Below are 20,967 nucleotides of genomic sequence, written 5' to 3' on the forward strand. Positions count from 1 at the left end.
CAGCTCTCAGGTTAATGAGCAATACGTTAAACCACTCAATACTAATTTACTATGAAAGAGGGATGAATGCCATGTTAAAATGGGCCGCTGTTTTTTTCATCATTGCTATCGTCGCAGGTATTTTTGGTTTCTTCAACCTTGTTGCCGCCGCGGCATCCATAGCTAAAGTATTATTTTTTATCTTTTTAGTTTTGTTTATCATTTCCTTACTAACGGGAAGAAGAAGTTCTTCTTAGGAAAAACAGACGTTATCCAATATTTATGCTACAATTAAATTTTGTAAAATTCAGGAGGGATTTCAGTATGAAAAAATTATCCATTTTTGCTGCTACAGCTGCACTTAGTCTAACACTTGCTACAGTTGCTTCCGCAGATACATCAAGCACATCCAATATGGAGCAAAGTAAAACTTCAATAGAGGCAACTACAACAGGAACGACCACAACAGACACACCATCGTCAGAAGCACCAGCCACCGAAACACAAAATGCACCAGTGAGGCTTACAGTAAGTGAACCCTTTATCACAGGAAGTGACTTGTTTGTCGCTCCACTTCCAATTGAACTAAACGAAATCACTGTTATTCATGAATCTCCTGAAGGCAAAGCTTGGAGCAAGATTGCACCACAATATGTAACACCAACAGGTAAGGTTCAAGGTGAATGGTTTGAAATTCATACGTGGTTAGGTAATGCTTGGATTCATCTGCCAGGATATACATTAAGCTTTTAAAAAAAACGCACGATAGGACGGTTGTGATCAACCTCTATCGTGCGTTTTACATTATTTCAATACACTTCCTCCATATAAAAAGCGTTTGACCCATGCGCCATCAAGCTTGTCTGTTTTTACTCCACCTGATTTAGTAGAATAGGTGTGCAGCATTTGCCCATCTCCTAAATAAATCGCAACATGTGTGATTCTTTCTTTATTTTTATCGATACCTTGATACGCAGCATCACTAGAACCTTTATAGCTCATAAAGAATATTAAATCTCCACGCTTTAGCTTGTTTATGCTATATACAGCTGAATTATTACTTTTAATCCATTCCCCTTGTTTACGAGAATCTGAGGGCAACGCAAGACCCAACGCTTCTTTGAAAGCTTGTCTTGTAAAATCAGAGCAATCAAACGTAAGTGTTGTATTGCGATCAGAGCCATATTCATATGGTGTACCTAAATATTTCATCCCCGTTGAGATAACAAGGTCGATTTTACTACTAATGCTATCAGGAATTGATGGCTGAGTTGGCTCAGGCTTAGATGGGGTTGGGATAGGTGCTGGGACTTGTCCACTAACCTGAACATATTTAGAGTTTGAACTAATATAACCAACCTTGCCATCAGGTGTTTTTATTTTATAAAAATAGTTGTTCGTTTCTTCTACTATTGAAACCTTCGTCGATTTTTTTACAAATCCAACTACCTTACCAGACAAAGAAGGCTTGTCTCTTAAATTAACACCACCAACAATCGTTCCAGTAGATAAGGTCTGTTTTGTTGTGGATACTTCCATTTCAGCAGCCGAGGCTGCGATCGGAAAGGTAATTGATGAAGATAAAATAGCTGTGCTTAACATAAAAATAGCCGTACTGCGCTTCATAGATGTCCTCCTAGATGCTTATTCTTGGTGTTTTCTTGATGAATTCAGGCGACTCTTAACCATTCACTCCTTTCCTTGGCGATATCACCATTATATTCCTTGTCGCATTTTGTCTAAATAAGTCGATTTTCGTGTTTTTCCTTTTTGTGCTACCAAATACCCAGTTCTTTCGTATGTATATAGGTTCTAATTAACTGCTAGAGATGGAAGATCAGCTGGGTAACTAGATAGATTTATTAGCTAATCTATTTATTGCTGAATCTATCATTTATGATCTAACAATTTTTCCGTTTGACTGGGAATTTAGTTTGTTAAGCATCGAGGAGTATAAAGAGAAGCTTGCAATAAAATATAAACAAAATGAGCCGTTTTTCAGGTTAACCGCTGGGGAGCTAAAAGAAATCTATGCCCAAATTGACCAACTAACCGAGGTCGCTTTTAAGCATTGGCAGAAGGTTTTTGAAGATGTAAACGAGGAATTGCGGTGTGAGCCAATGATTTTCGCCCTGCCATCAGGAGAAAGTAACGGCGGGGCGGTATTTGGGGTTGTTCTAAAACGAGATGATGATGGAGATACATTTGTTTATTCACCTGTACCTTTACCACATCTAGAAGGGAAATAGATACAGATAGACGGTTTATATCGTTTTTAACCAAAAAAAATCAAATTACAGATAAAATTTGGTTCTTATGATGATTATCATGATCTATAAATTCGTGGATGATGTATAGCAATGAATAAGGTGTTCCTGTACGAGGGCAATTTTCCACACCATTTGCAGTGACATGTCTAGTAGCAACCTCTGGCTCAGCTAATAGTAGTTCAACGAGCTGAAGACGGGTTTGCTTGAATTCGTTGAGCAATCTTGTTTTAGAAATACCCGAACGGGCATATTCATAAGCTTTCTGATTAAAAGAATCAAAGGCTGGGAACACCATTCCTTCGCCATTTTTAATTGCAGGGATCACCGTATGTATCAGGTAATCGTCCCAATTTTGAAGATGGGAAATGATTTCCGCAACCGTTGCTTTTCCCTTAGCGATTGGAGCTTGCCATATGTTATCGTCTAAATCAAGTAATGTATCACTCCAAACAATAAATTGTTTATAGCGATCGATCGTTTCCTTGCCTAACCTTATCATAACAGACACCTCCTGAATAGAATCAAGTAACAAAAAAGGGGATCGTATGTTCCTATATTATACCATTCTGTTCCAGAAGGCAAGCGAAGCTTAGATTTTTTTCCAACGACTTTTAATGACAACCACTAACTTTATTTTCAGCTATGTTAAATTGTCCTGATGGATTTCATCCTTAGGCTCCACATGAATATGAACACCTAACACATTCTGTTTTTCGTTGTACATTTCTTTCTCTACAAGATCACTAATTTCGTGACTTTGTTTCACTGTTAACTGTGGATCTACCTCAATTACAACATCCACAAACACTTTATTCCCGTGAATACGAGCCTTTAGCTCCTTTATCCCCTCTACTCCATCAATTCGGCGAATGGCACTCCGCAAACTAGCTAACTCTTCCTCATCATATCCATCACTTAAATTATGAGTAGCTTCACCGAATATGGACCATGCTGTATAGCAAATTAAAATACCCACACCTAACGCTGCCACCATATCAAGCCAAGGCAAGCCAAATTGTGAACCAACAATACCAATGGTTGCGCCAACACTCACTAATGCATCTGACATGTTATCTTTAGCTGCCGCCATTAATGCACCACTATTTGTTTGCTTGGCAAGCTTACGATTATACAGGTAAACTCCCCACATTACGACAGCACAAAATGCCGCCACCCCTCCTGCCGCAAGCTCAGGTGAGGATGTATCTCCATAATACAAGGAGCGAAGTGCTGTAAAAATAACTTGAATACCCACAATCGCCATAATAAGAGAAGCAACTAAGGCTGCAATCGTCTCTGCACGAAAATGACCGTATGTATGGTCTGAGTCAGGTGGCTTTCGGGAAATTTTGAGTCCAATCAAGACGGCGACAGAAGCGACAATATCTGTTAAATTGTTAAAGCCGTCAGCCACGAGTGCATTGGAAGCAAGCCAATAACCACAAGTTAATTTAAAAATGGATAAGCCGATATAAGCCGCAATACTTACCCATGCTCCCCGCTCACCTTTACGAATATCCTCATATATATCCACACCTTTAGCCTCCTTTATAATTAAAACAGTTCACTGATGGCACATTAAGCTGATTCTAATATACATAATCGGCTCAAATGTTATTATTCCCGTTGTCCATCGTTTTAAAAACGTATAAGATAGAGGTAGGCCCCTTTCTCAATATCAAGGAGATGATTTAAATGACAGAAGAGAATCAACAACCACGTAAAATAAGCCTAGCGGACGCGATGCGGCAAAAGCTAGAGCAAAAAAAACAACAATCCTCAGGAAATAAAGCAGGATTCCAAGGTAGTACTCAAACTAAAGCTCTAAAAACACAAAATAATAAAAAGCCAAACAACCAACGTCGCCGCACTGGCGTATAATGGATGCTTAGCAACCAATCGGAAAACAGAAAAAACCAAGGCAGCTCTTACAGTTTCAAGGGATAAGTCCCCTAAGAGCATGCCTTGGTCTTTATTTATAAATAATAAATTAAAGGTAAATGAAGATATATTAGTCTAATGCACCTTCATACATCTCATTACGTAGCTTTTGAATTTCTTCGCTTTCGAGATATTCATCATAGCTCATAATACGATCAATAATACCTTTAGGGGTAATTTCAATAATACGGTTTGCGATCGTTTGAATGAATTGATGGTCATGAGATGTAAATAAGATCGTACCATCAAAATCGATTAAGCCGTTGTTGAGTGCTGTAATAGATTCTAGATCTAAGTGGTTCGTCGGCTCATCAAACAACAATACGTTAGCACCGTTAAGCATCATCTTAGCGAGCATACAACGTACCTTTTCTCCCCCGGACAATACGCTTGCTTTTTTCAGCGCTTCTTCACCAGAGAATAACATACGTCCTAAAAATCCACGCAGGAAGGTTTCATCTTGGTCATTAGAATATTCGCGAAGCCAATCTACAAGAGTTAGCTCCACACCATCAAAGTAGCTACTGTTATCTTTAGGGAAATAAGCCTGTGAGGTTGTCACACCCCAGCTAAATTCACCAGCATCTACTTCCGTTTCACCCATTAATACTTGGAATAACGTTGTTTTTGGCAAGCCATTAGGACCTACAAATGCAATTTTATCCCCTTTATTTACAACAAAGCTTACATTATCAAGCACTTTATCCTGCTCAATCACTTTGCTTAGACCGTCCACAGTTAGAAGCTGTTTACCTGCTTCACGTTCTGCTTTAAAGTGTAAAAATGGATATTTACGATTTGATGGACGAATGTCCTCCAACGTTATTTTATCCAATTGCTTTTTACGAGAAGTCGCTTGCTTGGACTTCGAAGCATTCGCAGAGAAGCGTTGAATAAATGCCTGTAGCTCTTTAATTTTTTCTTCTTTTTTCTTATTCGCATCACGTTGCAATGCAAGTGCTAATTGGCTAGATTCATACCAGAAGTCATAGTTACCAACATACATTTGGATTTTACCAAAATCAATATCTGCAATATGAGTACATACTTTGTTTAGGAAGTGACGGTCATGGGATACCACGATAACAGTACCTTCATAATCCATCAAGAAGTTTTCTAGCCAACGGATGGACTCAAGGTCCAAATGGTTCGTAGGCTCATCCAGCAATAGGTTGTTTGGACGACCAAACAAGGCCTGGGCAAGCAATACACGTACCTTTTCGTTACCACTTAACTCAGACATTTTTTTCTCATGTAAATCACGAGGAATCCCAAGACCAATCAGCAATGCTGCTGCATCAGACTCTGCATCCCATCCGTTAAGTTCAGCAAATTCGCCCTCTAGCTCACCTGCACGCATGCCATCTTCTTCTGAGAAATCAGCTTTAGCATACAAAGCATCCTTCTCTTTCATAATAGAGAACAAGCGACTATGACCCATAATAACCGTTTCAATTGGATAAAACTCATCATATTCATAATGGTTTTGCTTAAGCACAGCCATTCTCTCACCTGGAGTCATGTGAACCTCACCTTGGTTTGGTTCAATTTCACCAGCTAAAATTTTTAAAAATGTTGATTTCCCTGCACCATTAGCTCCAATTAAGCCGTAACAGTTACCAGGCGTAAATTTTATATTTACATCCTCGAAAAGTGCCCGTTTTCCATAGCGGAGCGTTACACCAGTTGTACTGATCATTTACACATTACCATCCTTTATTCGTAATCACACCCTAGTTTAGCATTATATCATAAAAAGAGTAACCCTAAGTGGAAAGAACGACATTGTTCTCACATTAATCGTGAATGTTATATGTTACTTATTTAAAATGATAAGCCTTTACATGAAAAGTTTCTCCATAATGCAAAAGATGGATGATATCCTTTGGCAATCCCCGACGTTTACGATCCGCCTCCAACCGATCAAGCGCCTCTCTTGCAGTATCATCTGCTAGCTTAAATGTGCCATAATGCATCGGAATCATTAGCTTGGCCCGCACATCAACAAAAGCTTGTAGCGCTTCCTCTGGAGTGGTGTGCTGTGAAGTCATAAACCATTCAGGCTCATAGGCTCCAATCGGCATTAAGGCAATATCTATATTAAAGCGTTGACCAATCTCCGTAAAACCTCGGAAATAACCGCTATCCCCTGCAAAATAAATACAAGGCATACCCTTGTCAGCCTCTAAAACAAACCCACCCCAATGTGAGGTGTTGGTATCAAACAACGTTCGACGTGTCCAATGCTGAGAAGGAACAAAGGAGATTTTCACTCCCTTAAAGGTTAAATCCTCCCACCACGTCAGCTCATGAATTCTTCTAAAGCCTTTACGAGCGAGCCTGCGTCTAAGCCCAATTGGTACAACTAACTCCGTATGTCTTCCATATAATCTACGAATGGATGCAATATGCATATGATCATAATGGGAATGAGAAATAAGAATAAGATCAATATCTGGTACATCATCAAGTGGAATTCCTGGCATCCCAAGTCTACGCTGGAAACCCATTCTCATCGCCCAGACAGGATCAGTAACAATGTTAAGACCTCCATATTGAATTAAGAAGGTAGAATGACCAATCCAAGTTACTGTCGCTTGCTCCCGATTGTTCCACAAATAATCAAGCTGTGGGGGTACATTAGGAACAACATAGGAGTAATCCTTAGTTTTTTCTCGCCGTTCTTTACGCCACTGTTTAAATTGCTTCAGTGTTTTATCGGTACTTACATTATCGATGTTTGAGTATCTTTTTTTAGGCATTACATTTACGCCCTCCCTTGTGTCTACTCATCCTGTTACTGGGCAGGCAGCAATCTTGCCATGCTCATATGACTTTATGTTTATTGTAGAGCAAGCACTACCCTGAGTTCAAATACACCATAAAAGTGTACAACTTCATCGTTAGTAGTGTTTAATTTGTATTTATAACCATAATAATGCAGACATAAACAGAAATAACACAGCAACTTTTATTAAATGCAATGAACATGTACAATGTTAATGAAAGGAGTTGTGAACGTTATATGAAAATTTTATTAATTGAACCAACACCAAGCCCAAATTCCATGAAGCTACAATTAGATGAAGTTCTAGATTCCGGTATTCGGAAAACATATACAATAGAAAATATCCGTTCAGCCCCACCATGGATTGCCCAAATTTTAAACATTGATGGGGTACGTAGTGTGTTTCATACCGCTGACTTCATCGCTATTGACCGTAGGGGAGGTGCAGATTGGGGTGCGATTTTAGCTCAAATACAGCAACAGTTTCAACAACAGGAGATTGATTCAAGCTGGAATCCTGAGGATCAAAATGAGTTTGCATTTGGAGAAGCGCAGGTGCTTGTCCAATTTTTCCGTGGTATTCCGATGCAAATTCGTGTTAAAGCAGGCCAAAAGGAGGAACGTATTTCCTTAGCGGCACGCTTCGTAAATGCAGTTACTGAAGTCGCAAGTGCCACGTTAATTAAAGAGCGTAAGCTGACTGATTACGGGGTCCGTTATGGGGAGCTTCCTGAGATTGCACGAGAAGTTGAGCAGGAACTTGAGGCTTCTTTTCCCGAGGAGCGCTTGCAGACGATTGTGAAGCAGGCCATTGCCCATGGTCGTAGTGAGGCTGAATTTGTAGAGCAACGTAAAAGCTATACTTTGGCTGAGATTGAACAATTGCTTTCTCATGAGGAATGGCAGCAACGTTATGCCGCACTTGATGCACTTGAACCAAGTGAAGCAATGATGCCATTAATCTTAAAGGTTATTCATGATCCAAAGCTACAAATTCGTAGACTTGCGGTTGTGTACCTGGGTGATATCGGTTCTTCTGAAGCAATATCATTATTATGTGAAGCATTAAAGGATTCATCACCTGTCATCAGACGTACCGCAGGAGATACTTTGTCTGATCTTGGAGATCCAATTGCAACAGAGCCAATGATTGAGGCCTTACAGGACAAAAGCAAGCTTGTTCGTTGGAGAGCTGCTCGTTTCCTATTTGATGTTGGAGACGAAAGTTGTGTGCCTGCGTTACGTGCTGCAATTGATGATACCGAATTTGAGGTTAGCCTACAGGCTCGCATGGCACTAGAACGAATTGAAGCAGGAGAAGAAGCCGTAGGCACAGTTTGGCAGCAAATGGCGAATCGCGAAAGATAAAAGTAAATTTATACTTTTAATAGATATAATAAAATTAGGGAAGCTGTTTGCATCAAGCAAATAGCTCCCCTAATTCAATTCCATTCCCTATGCCATAGTTACCACTATAGAATATTTCTAGAGAATACTTTGACTTAATCTTGAAATCAGTGCTTGACAACTAACCCCAACTAGCGAAGAGACAGAGCGATTCTGAAGAATGTCTCTTAAAATCAAATTCCATCATTACATTTAATTCAATTAAAAGGAATATGATTTTAACACAATCGCAAGAACGCTCTGGATCATAGCTTTCACCTCCAGTTGTTGTCAAGTAATGATTTTTCATTAAATATTTCTATAGACTAACTCCACAAACTGCCCATTTTGTTTAACATTTATTAAGTTTAACTGCTTTTCTGAAAAGCCAGATTTAAACAATGGGATTCCTTCCCCCAGCAAGTGTGGTGTAATAAAGAGCTGGTACTCATCTATCAAATCATTTTGAATAAAGTCGATGATTAATTCTCCCCCACCTACGAGCCAAATTTTCTTTCCCTCTTGTGCCTTTAAGTGGTTCATCAAAGGAAAAATATCTCCCTTTACAAATTCAACATACTCATCCCTTCCTGACTTCGTATTTGAATACACGTAACATTGTTTATCAGGGTACGGAAATTGTTCGCTATGCTCTACTACATAATCATAGGTTTTTCTGCCCATAATGACCGTATCAATGCTTTCATACATTGCATTATAGCCATTATCTCCCTCTGTATGTGTATCTAATAGCCAATCTAAATTGTCATCTTTTTTGGCGATATATCCGTCTAAGCTAGCTGCAATATACAAAATTACCTCTCGTGCCAATCCAATCATCTCCTCTTCTATTACTATAGGTTTATTGCTTCATCCTCACACTTGATATTTTCATCAAGTAAGGTCATACTAACAGTTAAACATGACAATTGTTGTCATGATATTGCACTAGATTAATAAATAAAAATAATTACTTTTAAAAACGACTTAATCTTGAAATTAGTACTTGACCGCTAAATAGACCTAAAAAAGGTGAGGAAATGTCTAAATCTACACGCCTGCTCGATATTCTTATTTTTATTAGTGCTAAAAAAAAGTTTACTGCACAAGAAATTGCAGATGAGTTCAACATTTCCACACGTACTGTGCATCGATATATTTTGGATTTAGCTGATATGGGCTTGCCCGTTTATGGAGAACAAGGACGACATGGCGGATATACTGTCATCACAAATACGTTACTAGCCCCCATTCTATTTACGGAAGATGAGGCTGTTGCTATCTTTTTTGCGTTTCAATCTTTGCAACATTACTATAGCTTACCCTTCTCCGCAGAGGTTAGTTCTGTCTCTAATAAGCTGTTATCTTCCCTTCATCCTGGTGCAAAAAATAAAGTCGAACGGTTGCGTCATCATTTAACCTTTTGGAATCCACCTAGAATGATAGATACACCCTTATTAAAGGAAATTGTAGAAATATGTATATCAGGAAAAAATCTGCGAATGAAATATGCTTCAAAAGTAGGAGCCAGAGATAAATATATTCATCCCATTGGCGTTTACGCTCATGATGGCTTGTGGTACTTACCTGCACATGATTTGGATAAGGATAAGTTACTGCTATATCGGGTTGATCGCATCTTATCCATTGAAGACACTGAAGAGACAGAGTCACAATTTATTACTTTAGAGGAATGGTTTCATACTTATGATATTAAAAAGCCAATACAACTTCATCTAATTTTAACGGCAGAAGGCGTACGTCAATGTAAAAGCATCTCTTATTTCGAAAAATTTATTCATATTAATAAAGATGGTAATGGTTACATTGATACAATAATAGATGAGGGCGAGTTATCCTTTATTACTCCGATATTATATCGTTTAGGACTCCATGCTAAAGTTGTAGAGCCTCAACAGCTCATTGACCACATGATGGAAAAAGCAAATGAAATTATGGGAATATACACAAAATAAAGTTAAGGAGTGAACTATACATGGTAAAGACACGTGAAGTACCTCCCAATTTAAAATAATAAATTCGGGAGGATAATATAATGAAATTTATTGAAATTGATATGGAACACTGGGCAAGAAAAGAGCATTATAACCATTACACCAATAACGTGAACTGTACTTTCAGTGTCACTGTTCAAATTGATATTACCAGCTTACTCCCTCTTCTCAAAGAGAAGGGATATAAAAGCTATCCCGCTCAAATCTACATGTTATCTAAGGTTGTTAATCAGCTTCCAGAGTTCAGAATGGATATTAATGATCAGGGCAATGTAGGTTATTGGGAACAAGTAAATCCCATGTATACAATTTTAAATTCCAGCACAAACACATTTTCTGCTCTATGGACAAAATACGATGTAAACTTTGGGCAATTTTATGAGTTGTTTTTAAAAGAAACTACCCAATATGCTAATTGCGATCGTATTTTATTCCCCCAGAGTTCTATCCCAGCTAACGTTTTTAATATTTCTAGTCTTCCATGGGTAGACTTTACAGCCTTTAATCTTAATGTTTCGCCAAATAAAAACTACCTTTTTCCGATTTTTACAATCGGGAAATATATTCAGGAAAATGGAAAAACACTTATGCCACTTGCAATCCAATGTCATCATGCTGCTTGTGATGGCTGGCACGTTGGGAAGTTTGTAGAATTGCTACGTGAACTGGCAATAACACCAAGTCGTTGGTTATAGCGTTTAATCTAGCTTTTATCTAAATAAAAAGAGTAACAAGGGGATATGGATTAATTCCATGTCTCTCCCTTATTACTCTTGTAATATTGTTGTCCAGTTATCAGTTATATTGTTATCTTGTATCTTGTTACCTCGCGTCTGCTGCCACTACTCCCAACGGATTTCAACCTTCCAATCATCAGTATCCTCAAGCTTCTCTATCAAGTAGCTGATTTTACCGATCTTCAATGAATACAAGCTTGCTAATTCAGTAATTAATTGATCTTCAGTACCTGAATAGCGAATAAGTCCATGCTTACGCCCTTTTTTTATTTGCATAGCTATTTTAGAGACTAAATCCTCGCTACTAAGAACAACTGCGTCTTTAGCATACAAATGTAAACCTAAATCCTCTGAAATCTCCTCATAACGCTCGCCTTTTTTTCCTGCATTAGTATCCACTAAACCTAACAGTACATCACGATAATTACTATTCGCAGCAGGGTAATTTTTGCGATTCCATGTATGATCTACTGCTAATTGTTGATCTGTTTTTAAATAATAAGTATATTTTACGCCACCTTTAAATAACGTATCATCCCCTGGATCATCCCAAGTCGTGTCCATGTGGTACCATTTTCCGTCTAGCTTCACTAAGTTCCAAGCATGGAGTTGACCCTTCGCTGTACCCTCTACGATTTTACTCGTAAAGCCAGCTTCCTCCAACATTTTATAAGCTAATAGTGTGTAGCCTTGACAGACTACCTCTCCAATTTTAAGACCCTCATAAGCAGTAAAATTTTTAAGTCCATGGTCATACTTTAAATTTTGAACCACATAATCATGAATAACCTTGATTTTTTCATGGTCCGTCATATTTTTCTTAATAATATGCTGCACAATTTTTTTTACTTTTGAATTTACATATGCAGTTTGTGCTTTAGTTTCACGATATACAAACTTTACTGTAACTTTAGTTGAAGAAGTTCTCCCTTTCCACGAAAAAACATAACGATCAACAATATATTTTGTATATGGATCACGCTCAAGCGCGATAGCAATAGACTGCTTAAGTTGACTTTCCAGATTAGCCGTGGATCCCTTATAGCGGAAGCTCATGGCTGGTTTACGTTCCAGCAAATCTTGTGCCAACTGATTTTGAATTTGTTTAAATGAAGTAAAGGTAGGAACAGACTCCGAAGCTGCGTGTACCTCTGGAATTCCCCAGCCAGGAGGAATCGTACCAAATAATATTGTACTAGCAATACTTATCGCAACCCATCGCTGATGTCCTTTTTTAGCCATATGCTCACCTCTTGTCCACAATTTACTTTAAACAAGTTACATGGTTGTCCACCAATCTATTTCAATTGTAACACAGCTTTTTATGCAGAAGTCTTCTAGTTTTGTCGAGTAGATAATGTGATGAATTCATGCAAATATTTACTTTTTTTGATGTACTCAATATGAAAATCATTAATTGTCATAATTTTGTTCAGTGAATTTTTTGTGAAAACGCCATTAAAAGGATAACATTTATGTATAATAAAAAATAAATAAAATTGTGATTTAAATCATATCTTTTTTTCGTTTCGCCGATAGGAGTGAAGATGGCTTATGAGTATTGGATTATATATTGCTGTAATGGTGCCTGTATTTATTATCGCTCCACTAGTTAGCTTAGGGATTCTGCGATTATATCAAGGTCGTAAAAAGTCAGGCTTCCGACTCATCGGAAGTGCAATTGCCAGCTTTGCTTTGATGCAGGTAGCAAAACATCTTTTTGAATAGACAAAAAATGATACATGAATATAAAACAAAGGTTGCCATCGCCATCTTTTTCGGATGAAAGGCAACCTTATTTGTTATTAAAGTATGATTAACATCTCACTAATGCAGCTTCTTAAGATAATGCCTTATCGAATTGCAATTTGTTCATCCCTACAATTCTTTTATCGCCAATGACAGTAACAGGCACAGCACGAAGACCCATATCCCATACCTGTTGTGCATAGTCCTCGTTTTGCTCAATATTGCGTTCTTCAAATTGTACGCCTTTATCGTTCAAAAATGATTTTACCTGACGACAGTGAGGACAGTTTGTACTTGTATAAACAATTACATTTTCCATTTAAATTCCCTCATTTCTATATATGGATTAAAAATTAGTCGTTATTTTAAACAGAAACCTGCTGTGGATCATGCTCCATGCTCTCAATATATTTCTCACAATCCAGCGCAGCCATACATCCACTACCCGCCGCAGTAATCGCTTGACGATAGCGGTTATCTTGAACATCTCCACAAGCAAAAATACCTGGGATATTTGTTTCACTTGTGCCTGGCTTCACTACGATATAACCATTTTCATCTGTATCTACTAAGCCTTTGACAAATCCTGTGTTCGGATGGTGGCCAATCGCTACAAACACACCACTTGCTGTAATGATTTCTTCTTCATTTGTTGCATTATTACGTACTTTCAGACCTGTAACCCCATTTTCACCAGTAAGTACTTCAAGTGGCGTACGATCTAATGCCATCTCTACCTTCTCATTGTTGCGTACACGATCTTGCATAATTTTGGAACCACGTAATTCCTCACGACGGTGAACCAAAGTCACTTTGGATGCAAACTTCGTTAAGAAGCCAGCTTCCTCCAAAGCGGAATCCCCACCGCCAATAACGATAATTTCTTTACCGCGGAAGAAAAATCCGTCACAAGTCGCACATGTGCTTACGCCACGACCTATATTGTCTTGCTCCCCTGGAATACCGAGGTATTTTGCAGAAGCACCGGTTGAAATAATAAGTGTATCTGTCACAAGCTCTCCAAGACCTTCAACTTGTAATTTAAATGGACGGTTGCTTGCATCAATGCTATTCACCCAGCCCGTACGGAACTCTGCACCAAAGCGTTCCGCCTGCTTACGCATATTGTCCATCAATTCTGGTCCCATAATGCCATCCGGAAAACCTGGGAAGTTCTCAACTTCAGTTGTAGTTGTTAACTGTCCACCTGGCTGTGGTCCTTCAATTACAAGTGGGCTCAAATTAGCACGTGCAAGGTAAATTGCAGCGGTTAAACCCGCTGGCCCTGTTCCAACAATAATTGATTTATACATATATAAATCCTCCTTCAAAGAGTGTTCTTAGTGGTTTATTTTTTCGTTCAAGATGTGCGGCATCCTTATTTATAATTATGTTAAATAAGCACTAGAGTGTCAATTCTTCTACTGGTAGGGTTCAGTGAATATTACATGAAGTTATGATGAAGTCCCCTATCGCAGTAGACGTAACCCGTTTAAAATGACTAAAATTGTACTGCCCTCATGTCCAACAACACCAAGCGGCAACGGTAAACCTTGTATAAAATTACTTGCCACTAATAAAGAGATCACCATTGCGGCAAAGGTTAAATTTTGCTTAATAATTTTTTTGGTCCGTCTTGCAAGTGTAAGTGTATGCACCATATGCTCTAGTGAATCATTCATTAATACCACATCTGCGACATCCAGCGCTGCTCCGCTACCTGCGGCTCCCATCGCAATCCCTACAGTGGCCGTTGCGAGTGCAGGTGCATCATTCACGCCATCCCCAACCATAATTACGCCCCCACAGCTCTCTCTAAGCTGTGATACATATTTAACCTTATCTTCTGGTAATAAATCTGCATACACATGATCAATACCCGCTTCTCTGGCAATTGCCGCAGCAGTAAGTTCACGATCCCCAGTTAACATGACGGTGGTAATCCCCATATCATGTAGCTTTGTAATCGTCGCTTTAGCTTGAGGGCGTAATGTATCCTGCATCGCAAATAAACCAACATACTCACCATCACATTGAATCACAGAGATGGTATTCCCCGCTTGCGACAAATGACGTATATTTTGACACATCTGTTCAGGCATCTCCACATCTTTTTCATTTGCCTTAGTAATTCGCCACACATTGCCTGCAATACGTGCCTCTACACCTTGACCTGCAAGAGCCGTAAGTTGTTCAATTTCTTCATTTTCTTGAAGCTTAACGCCTTGCTCCACAGCATAGGAAACAATCGCACGGGCTAACGGATGCTCAGACAAGCTTTCAGCAGATGCACAAGCCTTGATCACCTCTATCTTGTCATATCCTGATTCAGTGTAAAACTCTGTTACAATTGGCGCTCCCTTTGTCAGAGTTCCTGTCTTATCGAAAGCAACCACATTTATTTCGCTAAGTAAGTCCATGCATGCTCCACTTTTAAACAACACACCGTTACGAGCACTTCTCGACATCGCAGATAAAATGGCAGGCATGACAGAAGACACAATAGCGCAAGGTGATGCGACCACCATAAATACCATCGCTTTATAAAAAGCAGCTTGCCAAGACCACGCCATCCATAATGGCGGAATGAGAATTAGTAACACTGTTACTACAATTACTGCTTTTGCATACATACCTTCGAGACGTTTAATCCATCTTTGAGAAACGGGAACCTGTTGTTCAGCTTGCTCTACCAATGTAATAATCTTCGAAAACAAGGTATCAGAAGCAAGACTAGTTACTATTACGTACAATGCACCTTCTCCATTAAGCGAACCCGCGTACACCTCATCGCCAGTTTCTTTGTCTAACGGAACCGATTCACCAGTAATTGCCGCCTGATTAACGGAAGAACGACCTGTTTGTACCTTACCATCTACAGGGATCACTTCACCAGGCTTAATAACAACTATATCGCCAATGAGTAAATCTTGTACAGATACCTGACTGAGTCCACTCTCTGTCATTTTCCAAGCTAGCTCAGGACGCATGGACACCAATGCTGAAATATCTTTATGACTACGTTCGCTTGCTATCGATTCTAACGCCCCACTTAACGCAAAAATAAAGATCAGTGCTGCCCCTTCATTCCAATAACCAATCGTGGCTGCGCCCATTGCTGCGAAGATCATGAGCAAGTTAACGTCAATATCACGTTCTTCCCATAGATGGATTAGTCCCTCTTTTGTTTTGATAAATCCACCAATTACATAGGCGACAACATACATCGTAATAGACAACCATTGCGACCAATAAGACAGGCTCCAAGCGGCTAAAATAAAAACACCACTTAACATAGCCATCATAAATTCTGGATGACGAATCGCTTCCCCTAACCATTTCATCGGGCCTTTGCCAGGTGGCTGACCCCCAATCGATTTTTGTATTACAGTATTATTTTTATGAATGGCTTGCATCATAATCTCTCCCCTCATGAAGTTGCTCTAATTGAGAATGAATACCATTGTTATCTCCCTAAAAATAGCACATGCTGCTCCGGGAAGGCCGGAGCAGCATGGTATTGTAGCTATCATTATGAAATTTTAATTTTTCATTCTAATTGAGAACGATAATCATTTTTGTATTTATACAATTTTGTTTACTCTTTACAACTTTAGTTTCATTTTAAACCTTTTGGCGGGGGTTGTAAACAAGAATAATAAAATTAGACGTTGCGAATGACTTCTATAAAGTTAGAGACAGTGCTTGGAAGCTCCTCATTATTACGAGTACATATCGCAATTATATTTTTCATATGAACTCCTTCTACAAATACTCTTGCTAAAAGCCCACGTTCTACATAATCACGAACAACTAACGAGGAGACAAAATTAGCACCATAACCAGCAACAACAGCTGTAATGACTTCATGTAATCCATTAAATTGCAAATTAATCATCGGTGCCGGTGTATTAAACGTACGACACAAAGAAAATAGTCTTTCCCTTGTTGAGCTTCCTTCTTCACGCATTACAAAAGGTTCTTTTACTATATCTGATAACGAAACCTGTTGATTCGCATAACGATGTTGAGGTGCAACAACAAACCATAACTCATCTTCAAACAAGTTTTCCTTTAAAACGGAGTCAGGATATTCTTCTGTTAATCCTCCATAAATCGCAATATCTACTTCTACATCTAACAATTTTTTTAATGCACCACTTGAATTTGTTGTTGTTACACTAATGTCAATTTGCTCGTATTGTTGCTTAAATTGTGCTAACCAAGCTGGGATGAGGAAATGAGAAGGTAAATATGTTGCAGCAATCCTTAAGCTACCGACAGTACCCTGACTATAATCTTGTGCTAATTGCTCGATCTGACGTTCAATCATAAAAATCCGCTTGGCATACAGGTCTATTTCTTTTCCTATATCCGTAACAACCACCCCCCTGCCTTGCGGTTTAAGTAAAGGAAAGCCTAATTCTCGTTCTAGATTTTTAATCTGAGCAGTGACAGAAGGTTGGCTAATTTTTAACTGCTCCGAAGCCACAGTCACACTCCCCGTAGCTGCAACGGTATGAAATAAACGCAAAGCATGTAAGTTCATATTTTATATCCCCTCCTTAGATTTCATTTTATATATTTTTTATATAATTACTTCATTTATATATATTATATTTATATTTAATTTTAATTTACAATCAATTTAGAACAACAATAAAACAAAAATAATAAAATTGAGGTGGTTTTAAATGAGTCAGAAAAAGTTATGGGAGAAAGTTGATCAGTATATTGCAGAGAAGTTAATTCCTCATGATCCTCTACTAGAACAAGTTCTACTTGCCAATAATCAAAACAAGCTACCTGCATATGATGTAAGCCCCGCCCAAGGAAAGCTATTAAATCTTTTAGTACAGCTAAAAGGGGCAACTCGTATTTTAGAGATTGGAACCTTAGGTGGCTACAGTACAATTTGGATGGGCAGAGCATTATCACCAAGCGGAAAAATAGTGACTTTAGAAATAGACCCGTTACATGCCAAGGTAGCTCAGGCAAATATAGATCTTGCAAACTTACCTTGCTCTGTAGAAATCCGAGTAGGCAATGCCTTAGATCAATTAGCCCAGATGAAGAAAGAGAACGTAGAGACGTTTGACTTGATTTTTATTGATGCAGACAAACCAAATAATCCACAATATTTAAATTGGGCGCTTCAATTTTCCCATCCGGGGACATTAATTATTGGGGATAACGTTATTCGTGACGGGGAAGTAATTAATTCCGAAAGCGAAGATCCACGTGTGCAAGGGGTAAGGCAATTTTACGATCTATTAGCGCAGGAGAAAAGAATTACAGCTACCGGGATTCAAACTGTTGGCCAAAAGGGATACGATGGATTTGTAATGGGTGTAGTAACCCATTAATTACACAAAAAAAGAAGGGCTCTCTCTTAGCTGTCTGAACAACTGTTCTAAACAGAGAAAGCGTCCTTCTTGTTTATTTTTAATCAGAAAAATTGTATAAGAAGATTACATTATTATTGCTGACTCGCCGCAATCGCTTGCTCTAAGTCATACAAAATATCGTCAATGGACTCTGTTCCGATAGATAAACGAATCAATTCAGGATTTACACCTGCAGCTAATTGCTCATCCTCAGAAAGCTGTCGATGTGTTGTACTAGCAGGATGAATGATTAGTGACTTGGAGTCACCTACGTTAGCCAGGTGAGAAAACAGCTTCACATTTTCAATGACCTTGCGTCCTGCATCGACGCCACCTTTAATGCCAAACGTTAAAATTGCACCTTGCCCTTTTGGTAAATATTTTTGAGCAAGTGCATAAGACTCATGGCTAGATAGACCTGGATAGCTCACCCACGCTACGTCTGGATGTTGCTCTAAATACTTCGCCACTTTTAACGCATTTTCACTGTGACGCTCTACACGCAAATGTAATGTCTCTAAGCCTTGGATCAACAGCCATGCATTAAACGGAGATAATGCTGCACCAATATCACGTTGCAGCTGCACACGTGCCTTAATAATATAGGCAAGCGGACCAACTGCGTCTGAATAAACGATACCATTGTAGCTTGGATCTGGCTGAGTTAACCCAGGGAATTTGTCATTTGCTGTCCAGTCAAATTTACCACCATCCACAATGACGCCACCAATTGACGTTCCATGTCCACCAATAAACTTGGTCGCAGAATGTACAACAATATCCGCACCAAACTCAATTGGACGAAGCAAGTATGGACTTGGGAAGGTATTATCTACAATGAGTGGAATCCCATGCTCATGAGCAATTGCTGCAACTGCTTCAATGTCAAGAACATCCCCTTTAGGATTACCAATCGTTTCTGCATATAATGCTTTCGTTTGAGGCGTAATCGCTGCTCGGAAATTTTCAGGGTTAGAGGAATCTACAAATTTCACATTGATGCCTAGCTTTGATAACGTATTTGCAAATAAGTTATATGTTCCACCGTATAATGTTGCTGAAGAAACGATTTCGTCACCAGCACCCGCAATATTCAAAATAGAGAACGTAATCGCAGCTTGCCCAGAAGCAGTCGCTAAAGCGCCTACTCCACCCTCAAGTGCAGTAATCCGTTTTTCAAACACATCATTAGTTGGATTCGTGATACGAGTATAAATGTTCCCAAACTCCTGTAGACCAAACAAATTCCCTGCATGTTCCGTATCCCGAAACCCATAGGAAGTAGTCTGATACAAAGGAACTGCACGAGACAAAGTAGTTGGATCGATTTCTTGACCTGCATGAACTGCTAACGTTTCAAAAGATAATTTACGTTCATTAGACATTACGATAACGCCTCCTCTATTTTGATTTTTTTACATTCTCTCATAGAAAAGGACTTTTGTGAAGAGTAATTCCGATAATTTATATGAGATTTATTTGTTTTATTTTTTAGGATAATAGGTGTACGGTGGATATTTAACGACAGGGAACTTTTCTTTCTTTAAAGCATCCATTAGCTCAGGACCCACGTTTAAATTGGTTTCAACTAATTGCTTAGGTGTAAGCGCCATCCATTGATTAAGCGATACATCTTCAAAAATATCACTTTTAAACATTTCGAGGAACCATAATGAGGTTGTACCTGTATTTTGAATATAATGACCATAGGCAAACGGAACATAACCTACATCTCCAGCACGATAATCAAATGTCCTTGCAACCCCATTTCCCGCAAATACCGTCATACGTCCTTGACCAGTGAGATAATATTGCCATTCATCATTGTTAGGATGCCAATGCAGCTCGCGCATCGCGCCAGGTTCGATTTCTACTAGTGCTGCTGCAATGTTTTTGGAAATGGGGAAATTTCTAGAGTCTACAATCCGCACACTTCCCCCAGATGTTTTAATCGGTGGCTGTGCCAACAGCTGATGCTTGAAGCTTAAAGGAACAGTGCCATACGGTGACTCCACCTTTTGTGACTCAATGGAGCCAGGTACGTCAGACTGATAAATGTATACTTGTTCATTTGGAATACATTGAAATGCATCGATGGGTACGCCAAAATTTGCTGACAACACGTCCTTAGGTGTGTGGGCAAACCAGTCTGAGATCGATAAGGTGTTCAAGTCTGAGAAATTACCATCATCAAACACAAGCAAAAATTCACAACCATCTTCTAACCCTTGAATAGAATGCGGTATACCGGGTGGAAAATACCATAAGTCCCCCGGTCCAACATCGGCTATAAAATTTCGTCCATTTTGGTCTACGGCTGTAATTCTTGCATGTCCAAGCAGCATATAAGACCATTCCGCCTGCTGATGCCAATGCAGTTCTCTTACTCCTCCAGGGGTTAAGCTCATATTTACCCCAGCTAATGTTGTGGCGATCGGAAGATCTCGTACTGTAATTTCTCGCGACCATCCACCATGATTCAGTTGCATATGTGTATCCGAAAACGAAAACCGCAGGTTAGGAATTAACCCTGCATCCGTCACAGGCGGCACAAGCATATCTGGATTTTGTAAATCCCTCATAATATCTCGTGGACCTCGATCAATCCCTCCTGCACCATCACTACGAATTGGCTGTGGAATTGATTTAGGTGGACACGGTCTTCTCATCTGGTCATCCAATACATTCACCTCACAATTTCGTTTAGGAAATGAA

Annotated in this window: 22 protein-coding genes; 9 read left to right on the plus strand and 13 right to left on the minus strand. The window is 39.1% G+C overall.

All coding sequences use genetic code 11. From position 1 onward, the window contains the following. Window positions 1–71: 71 nt before the first annotated feature. A complete protein-coding gene (locus J2Z32_RS14970; RefSeq protein ID WP_210089994.1) occupies window positions 72–236 on the plus strand; it encodes a DUF1328 domain-containing protein in 165 nt (54 codons plus the stop codon). A 67-nt stretch (window positions 237–303) separates the two neighbouring features. Further along, entirely contained in the window at window positions 304–732 is a 429-nt protein-coding gene (locus tag J2Z32_RS14975; protein ID WP_210089995.1) for a hypothetical protein, read from the plus strand. A 51-nt stretch (window positions 733–783) separates the two neighbouring features. On the opposite strand, the gene J2Z32_RS14980 is transcribed toward J2Z32_RS14975, so the two are convergent. Continuing rightward, window positions 784–1,605, minus strand: a complete 822-nt coding sequence (locus J2Z32_RS14980) for a C40 family peptidase (RefSeq protein WP_210089996.1) — start codon at window positions 1,603–1,605, stop codon at window positions 784–786. Between the two features lie 308 nt (window positions 1,606–1,913). Between J2Z32_RS14980 and J2Z32_RS14985 the strand changes: the two genes are divergently transcribed. Then, entirely contained in the window at window positions 1,914–2,228 is a 315-nt protein-coding gene (locus J2Z32_RS14985) for a hypothetical protein (RefSeq protein WP_210089997.1), read from the plus strand. Window positions 2,229–2,268: 40 nt separating this feature from the next. On the opposite strand, the gene J2Z32_RS14990 is transcribed toward J2Z32_RS14985, so the two are convergent. Then, window positions 2,269–2,748: a DinB family protein gene (locus J2Z32_RS14990; RefSeq protein ID WP_210089998.1), complete on the minus strand. Its 480-nt coding sequence runs from the start codon at window positions 2,746–2,748 to the stop codon at window positions 2,269–2,271. A 141-nt stretch (window positions 2,749–2,889) separates the two neighbouring features. Next, window positions 2,890–3,783 carry a cation diffusion facilitator family transporter gene (locus J2Z32_RS14995; protein WP_210089999.1) on the minus strand — a complete coding sequence of 298 codons (894 nt, stop codon included), beginning with the start codon at window positions 3,781–3,783 and terminating at the stop codon, window positions 2,890–2,892. Window positions 3,784–3,944: 161 nt separating this feature from the next. On the opposite strand from J2Z32_RS14995, the gene J2Z32_RS15000 reads away from it, so the two are divergent. Then, window positions 3,945–4,130: a hypothetical protein gene (locus tag J2Z32_RS15000; protein WP_210090000.1), complete on the plus strand. Its 186-nt coding sequence runs from the start codon at window positions 3,945–3,947 to the stop codon at window positions 4,128–4,130. A 130-nt stretch (window positions 4,131–4,260) separates the two neighbouring features. Here the strand turns inward: J2Z32_RS15000 and J2Z32_RS15005 are convergent, their stop codons facing one another. Both J2Z32_RS15005 and J2Z32_RS15010 read right to left on the minus strand, forming a co-directional pair. Beyond that, a complete protein-coding gene (locus tag J2Z32_RS15005; protein WP_210090001.1) occupies window positions 4,261–5,889 on the minus strand; it encodes an ABC-F family ATP-binding cassette domain-containing protein in 1,629 nt (542 codons plus the stop codon). A gap of 121 nt (window positions 5,890–6,010) precedes the next feature. Then, the gene (locus tag J2Z32_RS15010) at window positions 6,011–6,952 is read right to left on the minus strand and encodes an MBL fold metallo-hydrolase (RefSeq protein WP_210090002.1); all 942 of its coding nucleotides are present in this window, start codon (window positions 6,950–6,952) and stop codon (window positions 6,011–6,013) included. Window positions 6,953–7,215: 263 nt separating this feature from the next. Here J2Z32_RS15010 and J2Z32_RS15015 point away from each other — a divergent pair, with 263 nt between their 5' ends. Further along, on the plus strand, window positions 7,216–8,346 hold the full coding sequence (locus tag J2Z32_RS15015; protein WP_210090003.1) for a virulence factor: 1,131 nt from the start codon (window positions 7,216–7,218) through the stop codon (window positions 8,344–8,346). Between the two features lie 327 nt (window positions 8,347–8,673). On the opposite strand, the gene J2Z32_RS15020 is transcribed toward J2Z32_RS15015, so the two are convergent. Next, window positions 8,674–9,195 (minus strand): dihydrofolate reductase family protein, encoded by a 522-nt coding sequence (locus J2Z32_RS15020; protein ID WP_210090004.1) that lies wholly within the window; start codon window positions 9,193–9,195, stop codon window positions 8,674–8,676. Between the two features lie 209 nt (window positions 9,196–9,404). Between J2Z32_RS15020 and J2Z32_RS15025 the strand changes: the two genes are divergently transcribed. Next, entirely contained in the window at window positions 9,405–10,340 is a 936-nt protein-coding gene (locus J2Z32_RS15025) for a helix-turn-helix transcriptional regulator (protein ID WP_210090005.1), read from the plus strand. Between the two features lie 80 nt (window positions 10,341–10,420). Then, window positions 10,421–11,074 (plus strand): type A chloramphenicol O-acetyltransferase, encoded by a 654-nt coding sequence (gene catA / locus J2Z32_RS15030; protein ID WP_210090006.1) that lies wholly within the window; start codon window positions 10,421–10,423, stop codon window positions 11,072–11,074. A 147-nt stretch (window positions 11,075–11,221) separates the two neighbouring features. Here catA and J2Z32_RS15035 read toward each other — a convergent pair whose 3' ends face one another. Continuing rightward, window positions 11,222–12,358: a transglutaminase domain-containing protein gene (locus J2Z32_RS15035; RefSeq protein WP_210090007.1), complete on the minus strand. Its 1,137-nt coding sequence runs from the start codon at window positions 12,356–12,358 to the stop codon at window positions 11,222–11,224. Between the two features lie 312 nt (window positions 12,359–12,670). Between J2Z32_RS15035 and J2Z32_RS15040 the strand changes: the two genes are divergently transcribed. After that, window positions 12,671–12,844 (plus strand): hypothetical protein, encoded by a 174-nt coding sequence (locus J2Z32_RS15040; RefSeq protein ID WP_210090008.1) that lies wholly within the window; start codon window positions 12,671–12,673, stop codon window positions 12,842–12,844. A 112-nt stretch (window positions 12,845–12,956) separates the two neighbouring features. Here J2Z32_RS15040 and J2Z32_RS15045 read toward each other — a convergent pair whose 3' ends face one another. From J2Z32_RS15045 to J2Z32_RS15060, 4 genes are all read right to left on the minus strand, one after another. After that, complete coding sequence (locus tag J2Z32_RS15045; RefSeq protein ID WP_210090009.1) at window positions 12,957–13,184, minus strand: glutaredoxin family protein; 228 nt, start codon at window positions 13,182–13,184, stop codon at window positions 12,957–12,959. A gap of 46 nt (window positions 13,185–13,230) precedes the next feature. Then, a complete protein-coding gene (gene trxB, locus J2Z32_RS15050) occupies window positions 13,231–14,178 on the minus strand; it encodes a thioredoxin-disulfide reductase (RefSeq protein ID WP_210090010.1) in 948 nt (315 codons plus the stop codon). A gap of 156 nt (window positions 14,179–14,334) precedes the next feature. Then, window positions 14,335–16,284: a heavy metal translocating P-type ATPase gene (locus tag J2Z32_RS15055; RefSeq protein WP_245251500.1), complete on the minus strand. Its 1,950-nt coding sequence runs from the start codon at window positions 16,282–16,284 to the stop codon at window positions 14,335–14,337. A 245-nt stretch (window positions 16,285–16,529) separates the two neighbouring features. Then, on the minus strand, window positions 16,530–17,414 hold the full coding sequence (locus J2Z32_RS15060) for a LysR family transcriptional regulator (RefSeq protein WP_210090011.1): 885 nt from the start codon (window positions 17,412–17,414) through the stop codon (window positions 16,530–16,532). A gap of 145 nt (window positions 17,415–17,559) precedes the next feature. Here J2Z32_RS15060 and J2Z32_RS15065 point away from each other — a divergent pair, with 145 nt between their 5' ends. Then, window positions 17,560–18,231 (plus strand): O-methyltransferase, encoded by a 672-nt coding sequence (locus J2Z32_RS15065; protein ID WP_210090012.1) that lies wholly within the window; start codon window positions 17,560–17,562, stop codon window positions 18,229–18,231. Window positions 18,232–18,344: 113 nt separating this feature from the next. Here J2Z32_RS15065 and J2Z32_RS15070 read toward each other — a convergent pair whose 3' ends face one another. Next, a complete protein-coding gene (locus J2Z32_RS15070) occupies window positions 18,345–19,637 on the minus strand; it encodes a homocysteine synthase (protein WP_210090013.1) in 1,293 nt (430 codons plus the stop codon). A 99-nt stretch (window positions 19,638–19,736) separates the two neighbouring features. After that, window positions 19,737–20,921 (minus strand): oxalate decarboxylase family bicupin, encoded by a 1,185-nt coding sequence (locus J2Z32_RS15075; RefSeq protein WP_210090014.1) that lies wholly within the window; start codon window positions 20,919–20,921, stop codon window positions 19,737–19,739. Window positions 20,922–20,967 lie beyond the last annotated feature (46 nt).

This window comes from Paenibacillus turicensis, from assembly GCF_017873435.1.
GTDB lineage: Bacteria > Bacillota > Bacilli > Paenibacillales > Paenibacillaceae > Fontibacillus > Fontibacillus turicensis.